16 protein-coding genes are annotated in these 22,303 nt (G+C 37.5%); all 16 read left to right on the top strand.

Annotated features, from left to right (window positions below; all coding sequences use genetic code 11):
- The first annotated feature begins 5 nt into the window (after positions 1-5).
- A complete protein-coding gene (locus LNN34_RS12890) occupies positions 6-917 on the top strand; it encodes a diacylglycerol kinase (RefSeq protein WP_010333270.1) in 912 nt (303 codons plus the stop codon).
- A gap of 57 nt (positions 918-974) precedes the next feature.
- On the top strand, positions 975-2,360 hold the full coding sequence (rlmD, locus tag LNN34_RS12885; protein WP_229043581.1) for a 23S rRNA (uracil(1939)-C(5))-methyltransferase RlmD: 1,386 nt from the start codon (positions 975-977) through the stop codon (positions 2,358-2,360).
- Between the two features lie 971 nt (positions 2,361-3,331).
- A complete protein-coding gene (locus LNN34_RS12880) occupies positions 3,332-4,012 on the top strand; it encodes a response regulator transcription factor (protein WP_229043580.1) in 681 nt (226 codons plus the stop codon).
- A 98-nt stretch (positions 4,013-4,110) separates the two neighbouring features.
- Positions 4,111-5,031 (top strand): ABC transporter ATP-binding protein, encoded by a 921-nt coding sequence (locus tag LNN34_RS12875; protein ID WP_044152747.1) that lies wholly within the window; start codon positions 4,111-4,113, stop codon positions 5,029-5,031.
- Entirely contained in the window at positions 5,028-5,828 is an 801-nt protein-coding gene (locus LNN34_RS12870) for an ABC transporter permease (protein WP_044152745.1), read from the top strand. The genes LNN34_RS12875 and LNN34_RS12870 overlap by 4 nt, the downstream gene beginning before the upstream one ends.
- Before the next feature lie 19 nt (positions 5,829-5,847).
- Positions 5,848-6,747, top strand: coding sequence for a sensor histidine kinase (locus LNN34_RS12865; protein ID WP_044152743.1), 900 nt, complete (start codon positions 5,848-5,850; stop codon positions 6,745-6,747).
- A gap of 95 nt (positions 6,748-6,842) precedes the next feature.
- Positions 6,843-7,607: an enoyl-CoA hydratase/isomerase gene (locus LNN34_RS12860; RefSeq protein ID WP_044152741.1), complete on the top strand. Its 765-nt coding sequence runs from the start codon at positions 6,843-6,845 to the stop codon at positions 7,605-7,607.
- A 3-nt stretch (positions 7,608-7,610) separates the two neighbouring features.
- Positions 7,611-8,369, top strand: a complete 759-nt coding sequence (locus LNN34_RS12855) for a polyketide synthase (RefSeq protein ID WP_059293356.1) — start codon at positions 7,611-7,613, stop codon at positions 8,367-8,369.
- A 538-nt stretch (positions 8,370-8,907) separates the two neighbouring features.
- Complete coding sequence (locus LNN34_RS12850; protein WP_059293355.1) at positions 8,908-9,168, top strand: acyl carrier protein; 261 nt, start codon at positions 8,908-8,910, stop codon at positions 9,166-9,168.
- 46 nt (positions 9,169-9,214) lie between these two features.
- Entirely contained in the window at positions 9,215-10,489 is a 1,275-nt protein-coding gene (locus LNN34_RS12845; RefSeq protein WP_044152734.1) for a beta-ketoacyl synthase N-terminal-like domain-containing protein, read from the top strand.
- A gap of 72 nt (positions 10,490-10,561) precedes the next feature.
- Positions 10,562-11,404, top strand: coding sequence for a hypothetical protein (locus LNN34_RS12840; protein ID WP_044152732.1), 843 nt, complete (start codon positions 10,562-10,564; stop codon positions 11,402-11,404).
- A 3-nt stretch (positions 11,405-11,407) separates the two neighbouring features.
- Complete coding sequence (locus LNN34_RS12835; RefSeq protein WP_202664032.1) at positions 11,408-16,300, top strand: type I polyketide synthase; 4,893 nt, start codon at positions 11,408-11,410, stop codon at positions 16,298-16,300.
- A 178-nt stretch (positions 16,301-16,478) separates the two neighbouring features.
- Positions 16,479-17,408 (top strand): ABC transporter ATP-binding protein, encoded by a 930-nt coding sequence (locus LNN34_RS12830; protein WP_059293353.1) that lies wholly within the window; start codon positions 16,479-16,481, stop codon positions 17,406-17,408.
- Positions 17,405-18,145 carry a hypothetical protein gene (locus LNN34_RS12825; RefSeq protein ID WP_229043579.1) on the top strand — a complete coding sequence of 247 codons (741 nt, stop codon included), beginning with the start codon at positions 17,405-17,407 and terminating at the stop codon, positions 18,143-18,145. Before LNN34_RS12830 ends, LNN34_RS12825 begins: the two co-directional genes overlap by 4 nt.
- The gene (locus LNN34_RS12820) at positions 18,133-18,864 is read left to right on the top strand and encodes a hypothetical protein (RefSeq protein WP_229043578.1); all 732 of its coding nucleotides are present in this window, start codon (positions 18,133-18,135) and stop codon (positions 18,862-18,864) included. Before LNN34_RS12825 ends, LNN34_RS12820 begins: the two co-directional genes overlap by 13 nt.
- A gap of 629 nt (positions 18,865-19,493) precedes the next feature.
- On the top strand, positions 19,494-22,303 hold a 2,810-nt coding region (locus LNN34_RS12815; protein ID WP_229043577.1), incomplete at its 3' end, for a type I polyketide synthase.

Here is a 22,303-nt window from a genome sequence, read left to right as displayed (position 1 = left end):
AGATAATGAAACGTGCACGCATAATATACAATCCGACTTCGGGACGGGAGGTCTTTAAAAAGCATCTTGCCCAGGTCCTGCAAAAATTTGAACAAGCCGGCTATGAAACCTCCACCCATGCCACAACATGTGCGGGAGACGCAACGCACGCTGCCAAGGAAGCGGCATTGCGTGAGTTTGACCTGATCATTGCGGCAGGCGGAGACGGAACGATCAACGAGGTCGTCAACGGGCTTGCTCCACTAGATAATCGTCCGACACTCGGTGTGATTCCAGTCGGCACAACGAACGACTTCGCCAGAGCGCTCGGCATTCCGCGAGAGGATATTTTAAAAGCGGCAGATACGGTCATTAACGGTGTTGCCCGCCCGATTGACATCGGACAGGTCAACGGCCAGTATTTTATCAATATCGCCGGCGGAGGCCGCCTGACGGAGCTGACGTACGACGTCCCAAGCAAACTCAAAACGATGCTCGGCCAGCTTGCTTATTATTTAAAGGGTATGGAAATGCTGCCTTCACTTCGTCCGACTGAAGTCGAGATTGAATATGACGGCAAGCTGTTTCAAGGTGAAATCATGCTGTTTTTGGTCACGCTGACAAATTCCGTCGGCGGGTTCGAAAAACTCGCGCCGGATTCCAGCCTGAATGACGGCATGTTTGATTTGATGATATTAAAGAAAGCAAACCTTGCTGAATTTATCAGAGTCGCATCGATGGCGCTCCGCGGCGAACACATCAACGATCAGCACATTATTTATACAAAAGCGAACCGCGTGAAAGTCAATGTATCAGAAAAGATGCAGCTGAACCTGGACGGCGAGTACGGCGGCATGCTGCCGGGCGAATTCGTGAATCTGTATCGCCACATTCACGTCGTCATGCCGAAGGAGAAAGCGGAACAGCTGGATGACTAAAAACTTGGCTTTAATAGGCCAAGTTTTTCTTTCGCTTAAAACAAGAGGTGAACATACATGAAAATGAAACCCCCAGTAGAAAAAAACGAATACTACGACGTGACATTTGAGGATTTGACGCACGAAGGAGCGGGCGTCGCAAAGGTGCAGGGCTTCCCGATCTTCGTGCCGAACGCTCTGCCGGAAGAAAAAGCCCAAATCAAAGTCACACGCGTCAAAAAAGGCTTTGCCTTCGGCCGCCTGATCGAACTGAAGGAAGAAAGCCCGCACAGGACCAACGCTCCATGTCCGATTTACAAGCAATGCGGCGGCTGCCAGCTTCAGCACATGACCTACGAAGGCCAGCTCTTGTTTAAACAAAAACAAGTCAAAGATGTCTTAGAACGGATCGGTAAGCTGGACCTATCCAATGTCACCGTGCACCCGACACTCGGCATGGAAGACCCATGGAACTACAGAAACAAGGCACAGGTGCCGGTAGGAGAACGGGAAGGCGGACTCGTCGCCGGATTCTATCAGCAAAGAAGCCATGACATCATCGACATGAGCGCCTGCCTGATCCAGCAATCCAAAAACGACGAAGCCGTTCAAGCCGTCAAAGACATTTGCGCAAACTACGGTGTCAAAGCCTACAACGAAGAACGCCACAAAGGCTGGCTCCGCCACATCATGGTCAGATACGGCGTCGTGACGGGTGAAATGATGATTGTCTTCATCACAAAAACAAATGACTTCCCGCACAAAGCGAAGATCATCGAAGACATCACAGCAGCGTTCCCGCACGTCAAATCCATCGTGCAAAACATCAACCCAAACAAAACAAACGTGATCTTCGGAAACGAAACAAACGTCATCTGGGGCGAAGAATACATCTACGACCTCATCGGAGACGTCAAATTTGCTATCTCCGCCAGATCGTTCTATCAGGTCAACCCGGAGCAGACAAAAGTGCTATACGACAAAGCGCTAGAGTATGCTGAGCTGAAAGGCGAAGAAACAGTGATTGACGCCTATTGTGGCATCGGCACGATTTCATTGTTTTTAGCAAAGCAGGCGAAAAAAGTGTACGGTGTAGAGATTGTGCCGGAAGCGATTGAGGATGCTAAACGAAACGCTGAATTAAACGGCATCACAAACGCAGAGTTTGCGGTCGGTGAAGCGGAAACCGTGATTCCAAAGTGGTATGAAGAAGGCATCACGGCCGATACACTAGTCGTCGACCCGCCAAGAAAAGGCTGCGACGAAGCCCTCCTGCGGACGATTGTGGAGATGAAACCGAAGCGGGTGGTGTATGTGTCCTGTAATCCTGGCACGCTGGCGAGAGATTTGCGGGTGCTTGAGGATGGCGGGTATGCGACGCGCGAAGTGCAGCCTGTGGATATGTTTCCGCATACGAATCATGTGGAGTGTGTGGCTGTGCTGGAACTTAAAGAAGGCAGCTAACCCTTTGGGGTGGCTGCCTTTTATGTGTCAGCAATAGATTAATGAACTGTATTTATGTGTAAATTACAGTATGATCTTTTCAACTAATGAGTAAAAATTTCACAGGGACTTTCTGAGGCCAGCATTTCTTTGAGTATTTCATATATTAATTTGCTTAATCACGACTTTTACATGAATTAAAATCTGAGTCATCTTATTTAGACAATCCCTGATCCTGTTGTCAAATTGTTATCGAAAAGACAATTTTAGAGTTCACATCACGTATTTCTGTTTTTTACAAAAGGTTTGTTCATTAGTGTACACAAAAAGTTAAGAGTTAAAAAACGTTTTAAGTCCTCCATTTACTTGTATAAATTCATTTCTCGAACAGTTGCCATATTAAAGATGAAATATTTCCATAATAGATATTCGTGAAAATGTGTTTCTTTGGCGTTGTTAATATTTTTATGTCTTTACATGATGGATTGTGCCGTACTAAAAATTTCTTTTGAAATTATGACTTCATGGTATGAAATCTTCTGCTTTAAATTCCCTTCTTTTGGTTGTTTTCCCACTTATGATACACAGAAGATCTCTGTAAAAATATAAAGTTGATTTGAATTAATTTGTTATAGAATTAACTATCTTATTAAAAATTAAAGTGAAATAAAGTTTATTGACCGTTAAGGAATTGTTATGCGAATAAGTCCTTAAGAATTGAATTGAAAAATGTTGTTCTAAGTAAACATTATCCAGTATTATAAAATAAAAAAATGTCTCCTTATGTTAATATTGTTTACAACTGACTCAGACAAAAACTTTATTAAATAAGGAAGAACAAAGAATTATATTAATAAAAGAACATATTTTAATAAGATTGAATGGTTACTAAAAGAATTCTTAAATAATATTCTTGAGAGGACAGGGCCTAAATTAGGAACAAGTGGGATTAGAAGAGTGAAGACAGAATGACTCACAGGGGTGAAGAACGATTGAACAAAATACTTATTATTGAAGATAATAAAGACATAAATTTGATGTTAGCGGAGTCTTTAGAAAATGATGGATTCTGGGTGAATTCAATTTTTGATGGAGCAGAAGGCATGCAGGAAGCAAAAGAAGGAGAGTATGATTTAATCTTGTTGGATATAATGCTTCCTTACAAAAGCGGAGATGGGATTCTAAAAGAAATCCGAAAAATTTCCGATGTTCCAGTCATTATTATTTCTTCAAAAAATATGGTTGAAACCAAAATTAATTTATTGAAATTAGGTGCTGATGATTATATTACGAAGCCCTTTGATTTGGGAGAAGTCGCGGCACGTGTAACGACAAACTTACGCCGTTCTCATAACGAAAATATAAAGAATAAAGTTTTAAAGTATAAGGATATGGAATTAGATGTTAGTAAAAAACGCGTTATATTAAGCGGAAAGGAATTGGACCTTACAGCGAAGGAGTATGGCATCATGGAATTACTAATGCAGAATCCTGGAAAAGTGTTTTCAAAGATCAACATTTATGAATCGATATGGGAAGAAGAATACCTTGGAGATGATAATGCAGTAAAAACGCATATGAGTAATTTGCGTAATAAGTTAAAAACCTCCAATCCACACGCAGATTATGTGGAAACAGTTTGGGGGTTGGGGTATCGATTGCACAAGGTGTAAGTTAAAATGATATTTTGCTTACCACTTATTTTACATTTCTTAACCTTTTCTTAACCTTTGGATATTATTCTTATGTAAAGAAAGGAAAGGTGATTGACATGACAGAATTCATTTTAAAAACAAATGAATTAACAAGGACATATAACAGCTTTAATGCATTAGATAATGTATCAATTACTTTGGAACCTGGAAAAATATATGGGTTAATTGGACGTAATGGAGCCGGAAAAAGTACATTAATGAGGGTCATAGCAGGGCTTAGTTACCCTACATCAGGAAGTATGGAACTTTTCGGAAAAAAAAGTGCGAAAGCCATCCAAGCTGAACGTAAAAGAATCGGTTCTATGATAGAATCTCCCAGTCTTATTATGAATATGACTGCTAAGGAAAATATGAAAGCACATCGGACTATGAGAGGGATTCCAAATACGGAAATAGAGGATGAACTTTTACAATTAGTTGGACTTAGTGATACAGGGAAAAAAAAGGTTAAAGACTTTTCCCTTGGAATGAAACAGAGATTGGGTATAGCCATTTCACTTATCAACAATCCTGAATTGTTAATTCTCGATGAACCCATTAATGGACTTGATCCGCTCGGAGTCAAAGAGGTGAGAAACTTACTGATAAAGTTATGTGAAGAGAGACACATAACTATCCTTATATCGAGTCATAATCTTCCTGAGTTATTTCAGGTGGCAACGGATTATATAATTATTCATGACGGAAAGATAAAACAGACCTTAACTCTTGATCAATTAGAGAATCGATGCAGGAAACATATACTCATAGAATGTGAAGAACCTGAAAAACTGTTGAGTATATTAGAAACAGAATTTAATACAACAAATTTTAAAGTCTTACCTAATAAGACGATAAAACTATATGATCATGTTGATGAAAAGAAAAAAGTGGCGCAAGCTCTTTTCAATCATGGAATTTTGACCACGAATTTTTCCATAGAAGGAGATACATTGGAAAACTACTTTATTTCTGTTATTGGGGGTGAAGAAGAATGATGAATCTCATTCAATCTGATTTATATAAATTAAGAAAATCAAAAGCGATCAAAATATTATTTTTAATTATGTGGATCGCTGCTACTGTAGTAGCTTTAGTGTCATATTTAGTTGCACAAGGAAAAATTGATCAGGAATTAAGCGGACCGCTTTCTGGACTGACGGATATCATGATGGTAGCAATTGTCGGACCATTTTTAGCAGGGGTCTATATATGCGGTGATTTTGATAATAAAACAATACATGATGCCATTTCTTCATGTGGAATCAGCCGGATAGTCGTGATCATAAGTAAAGCAATCGTATACTATTTACTAGTAATGTTAATGCTTGTGCCATATGCGGTTGTGACATTGATCGCATTTGCTACTGGGGCCGAGTTCGCTCATCCATTTGCTGCATCAGTTTTCCTTAGTATTTTAGCAAACGAAAATGGCTTGGATTTAACTCCCTTGGTTTTTGGAAAAATGCTTGTTATCATGATTGTTATGTTACTTGCCTATGCATCAGAAATGACTGTATGTGTGCTCCTATCCTTTTTATTCAGAAAGTCTTCATTAGTTATCTTTATCGGGTTTGGAGCAATATTAGTCTTACAAATACTTGGAGGTTTAGGAAGTAAATCTGACGTAGTGAATAATATTTTATCCTATACACCTTTTTCAATAGGCAGTTCAGTCTTGACAATGGATGCAGGTACAGATGTGATTTTGAAAGCTATAGGTGTCAGTTTGCTGTTTTGTGTGTGGTTTCTAAGTATTACGAATGGAATTTTTAGAAAATCAGAAGTTAAATAATTGGAAGGTTGGTTAAAAAGTGGAGATTGTAGTTGCTATTCTGACGATATTAATTATTTTATTAGTACTTTATATTGTTTTAATACAGCTGCAACTTCGCAACATCAATTACCAGCTTGAAAAACGTTTGACTGAACACACTCGTCAGCCTGTTAGTGTGGAACTGATTAATAAGGATCTGAATAAACTAACAGTTAATATTAATAGATACCTTAAGGCGGAGGAGAGTCTCCGCCTTAAGAGTATTCGTGAGGATAGAAAGTTTAGAGAATTAATTGTTAATATCTCGCATGATTTACGGACACCTCTAACTGCAATAAAAGGATACCAACAACTAGTCAAAAATGGAGAATTATCATATGAACAGCAGAAAAAACTTGAAATTGCTGTAAAGCATACAGATGAATTGGAAAACTTAATTCAGTATTTCTTTGAATATACCTATCTTACTAATTCGGAACCAGAGATCGATCTTGAAAGAACAAATCTTAACAATCTTGTGGCCGAATCTCTTGTAGCATTTATACCAATACTAGAAGAAAATAATTTGGCTGTTCAATTTAAAGAAACCTCACCCATATTTGTTCTGGCAGATAAGAAAATGGTTAAGAGAATCATTCAAAATCTTATTCGGAATTGTATTCAGCACTCAGAAGGAGATATTGAGGTTAGGTTACTATTATTGAAGGATAGAGTTATGATATCTTTTAAAAATCCGATTAAGGATGCTTATAAGATTGATGAAGAGCAGCTTTTCGATCGTTTCTATACAGGTGATAGGGCGAGAAATAAATCGACTGGATTAGGTCTGGCGATTGTAAAACTTCTTGCAGAACAAATGTGCGGAAGTACAGAGGCGATCGTAGAAAGCGAATCACTGGATATCAGAGTAAGTTTACCCCTATATAAAAATCAATGAAGGGTTGAATCGGTTAATCGTTGAAAGTATATATCATCTTCACTTTAGGCTAAACGTGATTTGTTAGAATGATAAAATGCAAGTAGGTGCAAGTGATGGAGTGGAAAACAATTAAGGTTAGATTTGAAGGTCCTGTTTGTTATATAAAGTTTAATCGCCCTAATGCAAAGAACGCCATTAATAATTTGCTGATTGAAGAATGTCATAGAGCCATTATCTTATGTGAGAAGAGAAGCAGTGTTGTTATTTTCGAAGGGTCGCCCGAAGCGTTTTGCTTTGGTGCGGATTTTAATGAATTTGAATTTAACTGTAATAATGAGAAACAAATAGCAACCCGCCCTGATTTGCTTTATGATTTGTGGTTCAAAATGGCGAGCGGACCATTTATCTCAATATCACATGTGCGCGGAGCTGTAAATGCTGGCGGAATAGGATTTGTTGCTGCCAGTGATATTGTAATCGCCGACGATACTGCGGTTTTTAGTTTATCGGAGTTACTGTTTGGGCTTTTCCCAGCAATGGTTTTGCCTTTTTTAATTCGTAAAATAGGCTATCAGAAAGCACATTATCTGACGCTTATGACAAAGCCGGTGAATGTAAAAGTGGCACATGACTGGGGAATGGTAGACGAATATCACAAAAATAGTGACAGCCTTTTAAAACGACAGCTTGCTCGTGTTATAAAACTGCCAAAGTCCGGAATTGAGCAATATAAGAACTATATGATGGAATTAAATGATTTTGTCATGAAGAGTAAGGATCAAGCTGTTGAAACAAACCGTACAATTTTTTCTGATGACCATAACTTGGAGAGAATCCGTCTTTTTGTGGAAGAGGGGATATTTCCATGGGAGGGGTGAACAATGGGTAATTTGACAGTTGAATTAATAGAGATAAGGCCAGGTGTTGCACTAGTAAAGATGCAAGACAGAGTAAATAAAAACACGTTTACAAGGGAGTTAGTGCTTGGGCTTGAAGAGGCTTTTAAAACAATAGAAGAAAACCCACATTTTAAAGTAGTGATTATTACTGGCTATGACAATTACTTTGCATCAGGCGGAACGAAGGAAGACCTAATAGCGATTCAGGAAGGCAAGGCCAATTTTGACGAATCACCTGGAGATAAGAATATATATAGTCTTTCGCTGGATTGCAGAATTCCGGTGATTGCGGCTATGCAGGGACATGCGATTGGGGGCGGTCTGGCTTTTGGAATGTTTGCTGATTTTATTATTTTATCAAGAGAAAGTGTATATACAGCTAACTTTATGAAGTATGGTTTTACCCCAGGTTTTGGCTCAACTTATATTTTTCCTATAAAATTAGGGCTAACTTTGGCGGAAGATTTTTTGATGAGTGCTCGTACTTTTCGTGGTTCTGAATTAGAAAAAAGAGGTGCGCCTTTTGAAGTATATCCAAGGAAAGAAGTGATAAAGCGTGCTTTAGAACTCGCAGAAATAATAGCTGAAAAACCAAGAATATCATTGGTTACATTAAAGGATCATCTTGTTGCAGAACATCGTAAAAAGATTCCTGAGATCATTAAACAAGAAGTGGCAATGCACGATTTAACATTTCACCAGCCGGAAGTTAAAGAAAATATTAAGAAATTGTATAATTGATCCTCTTTATATTTGTTTTTAGTCCTTCTAGATTAATTTATTAATGTAATAAGTCATTCGAAATTAATGTTTCACCCCCAGATGAATGTCTCCTCTGGGTTTTTTGTCGTTAGGGAATTATTGTGAAAAAAATGAATTTATAGTAATATCAACTTAAATGTTGAAAGTTTGAGAAAATTTAGCCATTAGTATTGTGGTAGGAGGAGATAAAACACTGTTATAGGAATTATATCTTCTAAGTTAAAGTCATATAAAAATAGTACGGTAGGTTTAGTGTGAGGATAAGTGTCATTTTTAGAGCTTTACTTTTTTAGAGTAAATCACTATTTTAGTCTTATAATATTAAAGCCTAAGTTTCTTCTCCCTTATTCCTTCTGGAAAAAAGGCTGTAAATGTGATAACTAGCTTTTGTGTTGATCTTATATTAAAGAATCATATTGTTGTGTAAAGTCTTTCTTTTTTAAATGAAAAATGCTCTTACTCTATTATTATGATTGATGTTGGAGTGAACAATAAATAGAAAGGAACGAATGTTAATATGACTGATAACGAAATTTTTGAGGTTCTCAAACAAAATATTTGTGAAATTGTTCCAGAAATCGAGAATGTGAAGATTACGATTGAGGATAGCCTACGAGACTTAGGTGCTAACTCGATTGACCGAGCCGAGATCATTATGAGTACATTAGAGTCTATTAAAGTCTCTATCCCGATGGTTGCATTTGGCGAAGCGAAAAATATTAATGAAATTATTCAAATTATAGCAGCAGGATTGAAGAAGACCATAGTGAATGGATAGATAATTAGGGCGGATATACTTATGTTTTTTTTTAGGAGTGTGGTAAATGGATACTCATAAAGTAGCAGTAACGGGTCAGGGGATTGTCTGCTCAATAGGTCATGATTGCGAAGAATTTAACAGCGCTTTAAAATTGGGTATTTCAGGAATTGGTAAGCTGGAAAATATGAATCTTGAAGGCCTTAAGGTAAATGTTGGAGCTGAAGTCAGAAATTTTTCGCTAAGTAGGTACTTATTAGATAAATCTTATCCTGTAGAACTGCTCAGTAGAGTTAAATCTATTATGAGACGAATGCCGCTAATAATGGAGACTGTTGTTGCTTCGGCTCTGGAAGCTTTTTATAGTGCTGGATTAAGCTGTGGAGTATCGACTTCAGATCGAATGTCAGTATTGGTAGCAGGAAGTAATTTTTCTCAAAATCTTCACTATAGGACTGCATCAAGATATAGCAGTTCATTAGAATATCTTAGTCCAAGCTATGCATTGCAATTTTTCGACACCAATTTTGTTGGAACTTTGAGTGAACTATTTGGGGTGCATGGTGAGGGTTTTACAGTAGGAGGAGCTTCTGCGAGTGGAAATGCTGCCTTGCTTCAAGCATACAGACTGATTAAATCAGGTTATGCGGATGTTTGTATAGTAGCAAGTCCAATGGCGGATTTTTCTCCAATTGAATTGCAGGGATTTTATAATCTGGGAGCAATGGGGGGAATTCGATTTAAAAAAGATCCCAAGTCAGCCTGCCGCCCTTTTGATAAAGATCATGAGGGATTTATTCTTGGACAGGGGAGCGGGAGCCTTATTCTTGAATCGATGGAATCCGCTAAGAGAAGAAAGGTCAGAGTTCTTGCTGAAATAATTGGCGGCTCAATCGTCCTCGATGGTAACCGCCTTTCGGATGCAAGAGTGGAAGGCGAGACATCTGCTATGTTAAAGGCACTTAAGGATGGGGATATTACTTTAGGTGATATTGATTACATTAATGCACATGGTACTTCTACGCCTTTAGGAGATGAAATCGAATTAAATGCAATTAAATCCATCTTTAAGGATGAGATAAACCGAATTTGGATTAATTCCACTAAGAGCTTGACGGGTCATTGCCTTTTTTCAGCGGGTATTGTCGAAGCTATTGCATGCATACAACAGTTGAATAATGGATTTATTCACCCAAATCTTAATCTTAATTGTCCAATTGATTCAAGTTTCCGGTTTGCTGGAAAACAATCGACTCAGGCCAATATACATACTGCAATGAGTAACTCATTTGCATTTGGTGGGATAAATACATCTATTATACTCAAAAGGCATGAAAGTTAAAGGTTAGTTGAATGGCTAACCCAAAGAGAGGGCTGTTCGAAAAAATTAAAGGATGGAAAGTGGGGATGCAAAATGAAACGTTTGCAATTATTTGAGTTTATGGATTTTGAATGGTTTCCTAAATTTTTAAGAGATCTTATTACAGATGTCCTTAACTCTATGCTAAAAAAAGGATCACCTTATGATGATATTATTCCGGTGATAAAAAAGGTAATGAAAAAGTCAGACACAAATCAGATTGTTGATCTATGCTCTGGCGGCGGCGGACCTTGGCTAGGAATGATTGATACCCTTCAAAAGGAAGATGAGTCTGTGAAACTAACCCTAACAGATAAATTCCCAAATAAAGAAGCAATTGAGAGAATTACAAAGGATTGTAATAATAAACTGGTATATATACCTGAATCAGTTGATGCAGCAGAAGTACCTGCCGATTTAAAAGGGATGAGAACTATATTCGGGGGATTCCATCATATGAATTCTTCTGATGCTAAGGCTATTTTCAAAAATGCTGCAGAGAAGCGTCAGGGAATTGTTGTTGGAGAATCAATGTTAATGCCTCCCGGGTTTGCATGGACTATACTTCCTATTTTAATTCTATTATCTCCATTATTCTTAATTTTTTATTGGATTCAGTTTGCTAAGGTTATTAGAGGGGACATTCAGACTATTTTTGCAAGATTGATTTTTACATACCTGATTCCGATTGCTCCGTTAGTAATGATGTTTGATGGTTTTGTATCAATTGTGCGAATTTATACAAAGAAGGATTTAGAAGAAATCGTTCATTCGATTGAGGCAGAGGGCTATACATGGGAAGTGAACATGGTGCAAACAAAAAAAAATCAACCGCCTATCGTATATGCTGCAGGTTACCCCAACCAAAATGAGTTACTCAAGGAAGAAGGAAATTAAATTATGGCAGATGCGATAAATAGTAAATTATTAAAACAGTCACTTTTTACTATTCAGAAACTGCGTAATCAACTGGATGATGCACAGAAATCGAGCAGTGAGCCTGTAGCGGTCGTTGGGATGGCTTGTAGATTCCCAGGGGGATGTAACTCTCCTGAGGAATACTGGGAATTACTAAAGACAGGGAATGAAACAATTATCGACATTCCTGAAGATAGATGGAGTGCAGATGATCATTATGATCCATCACCGGAGACTATTGGTCAAATGTATGTCAAGCAGGGAAGTTTCTTAAAGAGAGATGTGTCTGAATTCGATGCGAAGTTTTTTAAGATATCTTCGGCTGAAGCTAATTCAATGGATCCTCAGCATCGTCAGTTGTTGGAGGTTTGTTGGGAGTCATTAGAAAATGCAGGACAAAATCCAACTGAACTTAGAGGAAGTAAAACAGGGGTATTTATAGGGATTTCAGGAGCATGTGAGTATGCCATGCTTCCTCAGGATAAGTCAAAAGTAAATCAATATATTGGGACTGGTACTACTTCTAGTATCGCCTCAGGAAGAATATCTTATGTCTTTGGCCTGAATGGACCGTCTTTATCTATTGATACTGCGTGTTCTTCTTCGTTGGTTAGCACACATTTGGCTGTAGAATCCTTGCGGCGCGGAGAATGTAACATGGCATTATCTGGCGGTGTCAATTTAATGCTTTCACCGATTGTTATGTCAAATTTATGTATGATGGATGCGATTTCGAAAGATGGAAGATGTAAGCCATTTGATGCTAATGGAAGTGGATACGGGCGTGGTGAAGGTTGTGGAGTACTAGTGCTAAAGAGACTTTCAGATGCAGAAAGGGATGGCGATACCGTCTATGCGGTGATTCGCGGCGGTGCAGTAAACAATGATGGATCCAGTAGTGGTCTAACAGTTCCGAATGGGAAAGCACAAAAGATGGTTATAGAGTCAGCATTAGACGCATGCTCTTTAAAACCTGAACAGATTAGTTATCTTGAGGCTCATGGCACTGGGACTCCATTAGGTGATCCGATTGAAATTGGGGCAGTTACTGAGGTTTTTGGGAATAAAAATGGAGAACAAAGAGATAATCCCTTAGTCATTGGAGCGGTTAAAGGAAATATTGGGCACCTTGAGAGTGCAGCGGGTATTGCCAGTGTGATCAAAGTAGTTCTTAGTCTTCACCATAAAGAGATACCACGTGTTGTTAACTCTGATATTCCTAATCCGAGAATTAACCTTGAAAAAATTCCAGCAGTGCTTCCTCGTGAGCATATAAAATGGGAGGTATCCGGAGAAAAAGAAAGAATAGCCGGTATTAGCTCATTTGGATTTAGCGGAACAAATGCACATATGATTTTATCGGAAGCGCCATTAAGGGAACTTTCTTCAAAAAACAATTTTCAATCCTATACTTTATTTTTAAGCGCTAAGGATGAAAGAGCATTAATTGAGTTAATTTCTAGATACGACGAATACTTTGTGAAACACCCTGAAGTAAATATTGAAGATGTTTGTTATGTTACAAATGCATGTCGTTCGAGTTATATCCATCGTGCTGTATTTGTAGGAAATAGCATTAAGGATTTCCGAGAAGGATTTTTACAGGTTCTAAATGAAGCTGAAAAGAGAAATACCATTTATGTCGACAGTGATACTTATAGCAATAAATTGGCATTTCGAATGCCATTTAATGTATTGAAGAATAATAATGTTTATACAGCAAGAATTAATGAGCAGTTCCCACCTAAAATTGCCTTTGTTTTTAATGGCAATACGAATAAAACTCTAGAAAGTTCAGTTCACATTTACAATTTATTCCCGATATTCAAACATGAGTTTAATGAGTGCTTGAAGCACTTTGAACCATATTATGGAAATGGGCTTATCGATGCCTTTCTGCATAAAAAGTTTACAAAACAAAAACAGAGATATATGTATCTCTTTGCTGTTCAGTATGCCACGATGAAGCTTATGGAATCATTAGGGGTTAAACCGGAAATCACTTTTGGTGAAAGAACCGGCAACTATATAGCTGCTATAACGGCGGGAATTATGAGTGTTGAATCGGCAGTAAAGCACTTTGTAGAGGCTCAGAATATTATTAGTAAAGTAAACGGAGCAACTCATTACAGGATTTTTGCCGATAGAAAGAATGCAGAAGAGATATTAAATAGATTCATAGGCAAGGTCCATATTTCTGCAATATATTCGAAAAACGAATTTGTGCTATCTGGTCAGGCAGAGGATATTAATAGAGTAGTTTTAGATTTCCAAAGTAAGGGAATTAAAACAGTTGAAGAGGACGAGTCTGACTGGCCATCTGGACTTTACGAAAATTATGCAGATGATTATGGTCATACAATTGCGGATGAAGTTTATTTCAAGCCTAAATGTCGTTATATTTCAGAAAGTTCAGGAGAAACCATTCGTAACTCTCAAAGACTTACTACTGATTACTGGAAAAAGGAATTATTTTCACCGGTGCAATACGAGAAATCATTAGAGTTTCTTTATCAGCAAGGCTATCGTTACTTTGTGGAGATAGGTGATTCTAGTTGTCTGAAAGAGAGTAAAACGACAATGTACCAAAAGGATGATGTGGTACATATTCCATTAATCAGTGATGACCAGAATAGCTTATATAAAATGCTGCAGGGAATGGCAAAACTAATATGTCTAGGAGCGAATATCAATTGGCAAAGCTTTTATGAAGGGTATTCTTATTATAAGATTATTTTGCCAAACTATCCTTTTGCCAAAACAAAGTATTGGATTACTCAACCAGATGCTGGTTCCTTTAAAGAAACAGATTTAAAATTGAGCAATGCTTTAAAAGGAAGGAAAATCAGTCTACCTTACAGACATAAGCAATATGAATATACCCTCTCTTATAAGAATTTACCGGAACTTATTGATAACTCGGGAGTAGTACATGTGGGTTACTATTTAGAAATGCTTGCAGATACGATTGGAAACCTTTATGGCATTGTAAAATTCAGTTTGAATAAAATGGAATTTATAAGTCCGATTATGGTATTTGAGGGTGAGATGAAAGATATCTTACTAGTGTTAGAAGATGATGATGGAATAATTAAGTTCCAGTTCTACAGTAAAAATCATGAGCAAATCAACTGGAATCTTCATGTTCAAGGAAATATGACATTAAAAGAAAATTCTCTTGCAGCATATGAGTCATTGTCAGTGGAATCTATTATTTCTGTATCAGACATGCATGATTCTGGAGAAGACTTTTATAAGCTACTGGAAGAACGGGGATTCCATTTTGGACCGTCTGTACGCTGGGTTGATGAGATATGGTATAAAGAAGGGGAAGCTTTAATCAGTATTAAACAAAATACCAACTCCCGAGATGACTATGCATTATATTTACATCCGGGCGTTATTGACAGTTGTGCACAAGTATTCAATTTTATCCCAACAAGTATCTCGTCAGAAAGTAAAAAATTTATGATTTCAAATCTTGGAGAATCAATTTTCAAATCGATCAATTACAAAGGAAAGCTGTTTGCGCAAATTAGGATTTCAGAATATAACGACAAAAGTATGCAAATCAAGGGAGATATAAAAATCCTTGGCGAAGATGGTAAAACCATTATTATGATTGATAATGTCATTATGAAGGAATTCGATGAAGAATACTTGGGAGCAATGAAGGAGCTTTTGGAATCAACCTCTGCATCTCAAAATGAAGAAGACAAAAACTTCTTAGTGAAATACTCAAAGGCAGATCATAAGGAAAAGGTTGAACTTTTAATAGAATATGTACGCGGTATCCTCGCTTCAATTGTGGAAATGGAGCCTGAGGAATTAGATGTTAATGAGCAGCTGGATAATTTCGGGTTAGACTCCATGATGGGATTACGTTTCCATGGTAAGCTTTCACAGCTTCTTGGAGCAGAGTTTTCATTTGTTGAAGTAATTCAATCGACAACTATAACATCGATGGCTTTAGAACTGACTAAATTTCTTCCTGGAGGAGAATCATTTGCCGAGCAGCGTAAAATAAAAGGACCTCAAGCTGAGGAAGGTATAGAAAAATGGATCTATGATTATAAGCCAAACAGTGAGGCAAAAGTTCGTTTATTCTGTTTTCCATATGGATTTGGAAGTGCAGATATGTACAGGGAATGGAAAGAAAAGCTTGGTCCTGAAGTTGATGTTTGTCCAATTAAACTCCCAGGACTTGATTTTGAAAGAATGAAAGAAGAAACTCCGACGGATATCGATGAATTCATGGATACCCTTATAGATGCGCTTTCAGATGTTATTTATGACATACCTTGTATGACATTCGGTCATAGCTGGGGATCTTTATTCGCATACAGACTGGGAAACAAACTTTCTAAGACACCTGGTGTAAATTATGTGAAATTATTTGTATCTGGGTATACTGCACCCATTTTACCGAATACAAGTCTTATGCAAATTCTTGAAGAATTAAAATTGCTAGGTATCAATCATATTCCTGATTTTGAAGAAATAAAGGCAACATCATCTATTGACATGGTAAGCAGAGCCTTTTTATTAGGTTGGGGCGTAGAAGACGAGGTTACAGACGGCATGTTGGAAGGAACAAAATTAACACTGCCATTGATCATTTCTGCGTATCGAATTATTGAAAGATTCCAATATAATCATTTGGAGGAATTTAACGTCCCTATTGTCGGTTTCCACGGAATTGATGACCAAAGGGTTTTATTTGAGGATATGAATGCTTGGGACGATATTACAACAAACTCATTTACACTTTATACAATGGCAGGCGACCATGTATTTATTGATAAGAGTCAATCAGAAGAAAGAATTCTTGAGCTTTTAAATAAAGAAATTTATGAGTCTATATACAAAAAATAGATTGATGGACTTAGTATGTAAAAAAATTAACTAACCGGAGCAAACAAGCCAGGATTTTTGAACCTTTGAAATTCTGGCAGTTTAATCCGTTAACTCCATAGTTCTTCGTTTAAGGATGAAAGCAGGAAGGTTTTGTATTTTGTCAGCCGGATAATTTTTTAAAGAAAAGAGGTAAATTATGATTAGTTCACCAATTGAAGTTAAAAGCATAAAAAAGTCCTTGCAAGGACGTGAAATTTTAAAAGGGATAAGCTTCAATGTTGAAAAAGGAGATATTTTTGGTTTCATTGGGCCAAACGGTGCAGGAAAAACGACAACAATAAGAATTTTACTCGGGTTATACGCAGCGGATGAGGGCAGTGCTTCAATTATGGGATATGATGTTTCTAACGATGAATCAAGAAAAAAAGTTGGCTTTGTCATTGACGGAGATGGATTATACGATAACATGACAGCTGAAGCGAATTTAGGATACTACTTGAAAATATATGAAAAACCTGTAGATAAAACGCAAATAAAAAAAGTATTAGATTTGGTGGGGCTGGCTAATAGGGCACAAGATAAAGTTGGAACATTTTCAAAAGGAATGAGACAAAGACTTGCCTTGGCAAGAGCCCTTGTTTATAAACCGGAAGTCCTTATTCTTGATGAGCCAACATCCGGAATTGACCCTTCTGCCCAATTGGATATTAGACAAATTTTACTTGATCTTGTTCATAAAGAGAATAAGACGGTTTTGTTGAGTTCGCATAATATGGATGAAGTGCAAAAAATTTGCAACCGAGTTGCTTTGCTTAACAATGGTGAAATTAAGCTTTATGGACGTTTGGATGAATTGTGCAGACAGGTAGGTAAGAACATCATTACCGTGCATGCCAATACCCTGATTGATGATCGTACAAAAAACAAACTTAAGAGTATGAAGGAATTTGGACTATCTAAAATAAATGAAAAAGATCTTATTTTTACACCTTCAGGAAACATAAAAGTTCCTGATATTATTAATATGCTTGCAAAAGAGGGAGTTGAAGTAGAGAGAGTATCTAAAAACGATGCTTCATTAGAAGATGTGTATAACAAAATTGTAAGGAGCGATGTAAACCAATGAGAAGAATAATGGCAATTATCAATGCCAGTTTGAAGAGTATCTTTCAATTTAAGTCATTGATAATGGTTTATCTAGGAATCGCACTTATATGTACGGCTGTTATTGGTATAGTTGGGGCTAAGCTCATCATTGAACCTGCATCAGGCAGAATTGATGAAAATACGCTTGTCCATTACATCGGTATTCTTGGGTATTGCGCCGCTATTGTTTTAACAGGGATTAATTATTGTGTTTTATTTTCAGTTCCTTTAACACGTGAAAAGGTTAATAAAAATATAGAATCTCTTTTAGCTACAATATCCAGTATTAAGGAGATTTGGATTGCGAAAAGTATTGCTCTTTTCTTGCCTGGGTTTTTATTGGGAACGATTATTCCATTATTTTTAACTTTGATTTTTAGTTCAATTTATTTATCCTCAAGTTTTGTTGTGTTTTCAAATGTTTGGATTGTTCTATGCACATATTTTGCAGTACAGGTTATCTATTTATGTCTAAGCTTATTAATCCATTTTGTCGGACTTATTGGAAATACTGAGGCTGGCAATGTGATAGCGACCATATTTTTACCGGTATTTGCAGGTTTGGTTATTAATCTTTTGGCACGTCATATTTTAGACATAAATTCTTCTGTATTTTTCATTTCGAATATCGGTCTCGCAGTAATTCTTTTTATTGTATGTATAATGTTCCGTTATAAATTTAGAAAGGAGAAAATTATTTTATCATGTCAAAAATAAAATTTAATCGAATACAAGTGGTTTTTAAGAGAGACTATGATGAATATATCAGTTGGAAATCTTATAAGATTCTTTTGCTTATGTTCCTCGTCCTTACAGCAGTAGCAGTTGTTTCCATTAATTGGTTATTGCCTGAACAAGCCCTAATTTCTTCAGATGTTAGCGGAACGATTTCTTGTACTATTATTTCCAATATCCTTTTTATGCTGGCACTGATTCCACTCGTGATAAGCATACCGTTTTTTACAAGCGGTACATTTACTAAAGAAAAAGCAAACGGAATCATCTCATCCCTTTTATCCACTCAGCTGAAGCCGATTGAAATATGGATTGGCAAAAGTTTTGCTGTTTTTTTGCCGAATTTTCTTGTTTCAATTCTATCGCCATTAGTTGTTTTGCTGGTCGCAAATAATGTAATGAGCATTTCGGTATCACTGCTGCTATCTATCTTTTTAATCACCCCCTTATTATTTTTAGGATTGACAGTACTAACGATTCAGTTGTCTATGATCTACTCTTCTGAAATGTCAATCGCACCTTCTTATCTAATCGCATTAATATTATTAGCGGGCGTACCTCTAGGGTCGATCACAAATTATCTAGATATCACATCTTGGAAATTCACATTCATTTATTTGATAATAACAGTCTTCATGTGGGGATTAGTTGGAGGGTTTTCATTTTTTCTATCAAAGGAACGTATCATTCTATCTAAATAGAAAATTCGTTTTGAAGGTGAAATGCAGACAGATGATTCTATTATATTCTATACGACTAAGTCCAGAGCATGGTGAAAATCGTTTGGTTCATTTTCACTTTTTTGGGCTTTTTTTACGGAGAAAAAATAGCCATTAATGGATATAAGTGATATAATAACCAGGAAATTATCCCTACATGTTTGTGAGAAGGGGAGCTTTTTATACATATTTCAATATGCATTATTAGAAGCTTAGGAATTTTTATTTTGGTAGTCCTTGTTGGAATGAATGTTAAATTCAGGATATAAGTCAGTAATAGGAACTTTATTTTTGGAATAGTTCATACCGTATAAACCACATTTCACCAAAGGGTTTTATAAGGATTTATGATGTAAATAAAGCTTTTTTGATGCAGTTAAAAGTTATACTCTATACCAATACTTCGTTTGACCGAATGTTATTCTCATATACTAGTATGTCTGAATCCTTCAAATTGACACTGCTCAACTATTTATTTAACAATCCCTGATACTCTATTTTGTTGATTCATCTCTTAATATATTTCTTTTTTTCTGAAGATTAGTATAAGTTTTACACTTTAATTTAAATTTAATTATAAGTTCATCCACTATTTTTATGGGGGGATATATATGAATAACCAAGACATGTCAAAGGGCAAAAGGAATTTGTCAACCACAACCCGCTATAACGCGAAGACATCAGATATGGCTATTGTAGGAATTGCATGTCGTTTTCCGGAAGCAGAGAATTATGAGGAGTACTGGGATAATCTTAAAAATGGACGTTTGAGTATTAAAGAAATTCCGAAAGATAGATGGAGTTGGAAAGAATTTCGAACTATTGGAGGGGAGTATAAAAGTAATAGTGTAAGTAAATGGGGAGGATTTATAGACAATGTTAATACTTTCGATGTGAGATTTTTTGGACTATCTAACAGAGAAGCAGATGCCATGGATCCTCAACAAAGAATGATGCTAGAACTCACATGGTCATGTTTTGAAGATGCAGGAATCCGCCCATCTAATGTATCAGGAGATAAAATCGGGGTTTTCCTCGGTGCATTTAATTTTGATTATAAAGAGCTAATTGAAAGAAGTCAGGAAAGGATTGTCCCGCATCATTCAACGGGCACTTCTTCGGCAATTATTCCTAATCGTATTTCCTATTATTATAATTTAAAAGGTCCAAGCCTTGAAATTGATAATGCATGTTCTGGATCTATCACTGCATTACATACAGCATGTCAATCAATTATGAACGGAGATTGTGAGATGGCTTTAGCTGGAGGAGTCAGCATATTACTTTCACCCTCTAGACAAATTGCATTTTCCCAAATGGGGATGTTATCTCCTTCGGGTTCGTGTAAGGCTTTTGACCAAGGTGCAGATGGGTATGTACGTGGTGAGGGTGCGGGCATAGTTTTAATAAAGCCCTTTCATAAAGCTCTTGCTGACGGAGATCCGATCCATGGAATTATCAAGGGATCCGCCATCAATCATGGGGGGAAAACATTCACATTGACGTATCCGAATCCTGATGCTCAGGCGGATGTCATCATTCAGGCTGTAAACAGAGCGAATGTTTCTTTTGATAGCATTAATTATATCGAGGCGCACGGAACAGGAACACCAAAAGGTGACCCGATAGAATTTGAAGGGCTTATGAGAGCTTCTCAAGTTCTTTTAAAAGAAAAGGACAAGACAAAAGCTCAATGCGGCTTAGGATCAGTTAAGACTAATATCGGACATTTGGAATCTGCAGCTGGAATTGCAGGCGTCATTAAAGTGCTGATGGCAATGAAATACGGTAAGCTGCCAGGGAATTTGGGTTATCATCAGATCAATCCGAAGATTTCCATTGATAATAGTCCTTTTTCCATTGTTGATCAATTGAAAGAGTGGGAGTCTTTAAAAGATGGAGAAGAGGTTATTCCGCGTAGAGCGGGAGTGAGTTCATTTGGATTTGGCGGAACGAATGGCCATGTAATTTTAGAAGAACATCGAGTGGTCAAGAAGACAAAAAAACGTTCAAAATCTCATTATTTTTTTGGTTTATCAGCGAAAACTGACGAATCCTTAAAACAAAAAGTAATGGATTTGAAAAATTGGCTTGAAAAAAATAGTGATCAGGTTGAAATTGCGGATGTAAGTGCTACTTTGCTTTTTGGACGAGAGCTTTTTCAAAAGAGAATCGCTGTCATCGCAGATGGTGTAACAGATTTGCGAGAAAAGCTTGCAGCAGTGCTGGAAAATCAAGAAAGAGATGAATGTATCAGAAGGAATATGCTTGGTAATGAAGATTGGAATTCCTTGTCAAAAAAAAATAGAAAAGCGGCAGAAGCTATAAAAGAAATAAAAAATCGTCACACAGTAAAATATAAAAAACAGCTCATTCATTTGGCGGAATTTTATGTGGCAGGATACGATTTTGAATGGGAAAAAGTTTTTTATACTGCAGGTCGGAGAATAAGTCTGCCTACATATCCTTTTGCTAGAGAAAGTTGCTGGATGCCTCCAGTAAAAGTTTTGGCAGAGGGGACTAATCATATTGAAAACTTCAAAGATATTGAATCGAAGCAGCAGCAAAGTAACATACACCCGCTGGTTCATGAAAATACATCTGATCTTAGTAGGCAGCGTTTCACTTCTGCATTAACTGGAAAAGAGGATTTCCTCTATTCCGTAAATGAAAGCTCTGTTTATCTGCCGGAGTCAGCTCATCTTGAGATGGCCAGGGTTGCGGCAGGAATGTCCGTGGATACTGCCGGTGCTTCAGTCGTGATCAAAGACGTCGAATGGCATACGCCGATTATGCCAGACGGAAATGCCAGTGTGAATATCGCCCTCTATCAAGGGGAAGAAGACGAGATCGAATGGGAGATCTATTCACAAACGGGGGAATTGGAAGAAGAGGCAGAGGTAAGCAGTGAAGGAAAAGCAGGTTTCCGCGAAGGAGCGTCAGCTTCAAAGACCGACCTTCGGGAATTGCGTGCCCGTTTCCCTCATATCGATCATAAACGCCGGACAACCAGCCGACATATTGAAGAGGTATGGACAGGCAACGGATCGCCTGAGGCACATCAATTTCTGATCAAGTTTAAAAAGCCGGATAAAGGCAGCGGAACGTATAAGGAACCCGAAGTATTGATCCCGGGAGTGCTGGAGGCCTGTCTTGAAGCCGTTCATGAAGACGCCTCAAACGGCGTTTCGCAGGCCAGGTTGTCCAGTGTAAAGGAAATGGAGATTCCAGCGGGGGCAGGTCATCCGGTTTGGGGACTTGTCAGCTTACAGCCTGCGGGGCAAAACAAGGTTGATATCACGCTTTATGATGAATCAGGAACACCATCTGGTGTGATTACCGGGCTTGCCTATGTATTCGAGACACCGAAGAAGGTGTCCGCAGACCAGTATGACATGATGACCTTTGAAGAGGCATGGCA

The sequence above is a fragment of the Bacillus sp. AF23 genome, from assembly GCF_020861455.1.
In the GTDB taxonomy this organism is placed as follows: Bacteria; Bacillota; Bacilli; order Bacillales; family Bacillaceae; genus Bacillus; species Bacillus halotolerans.
The sequence above is the reverse complement of the archived record's forward strand: the minus strand, read 5'-3'. Positions and strand labels throughout refer to the sequence as shown.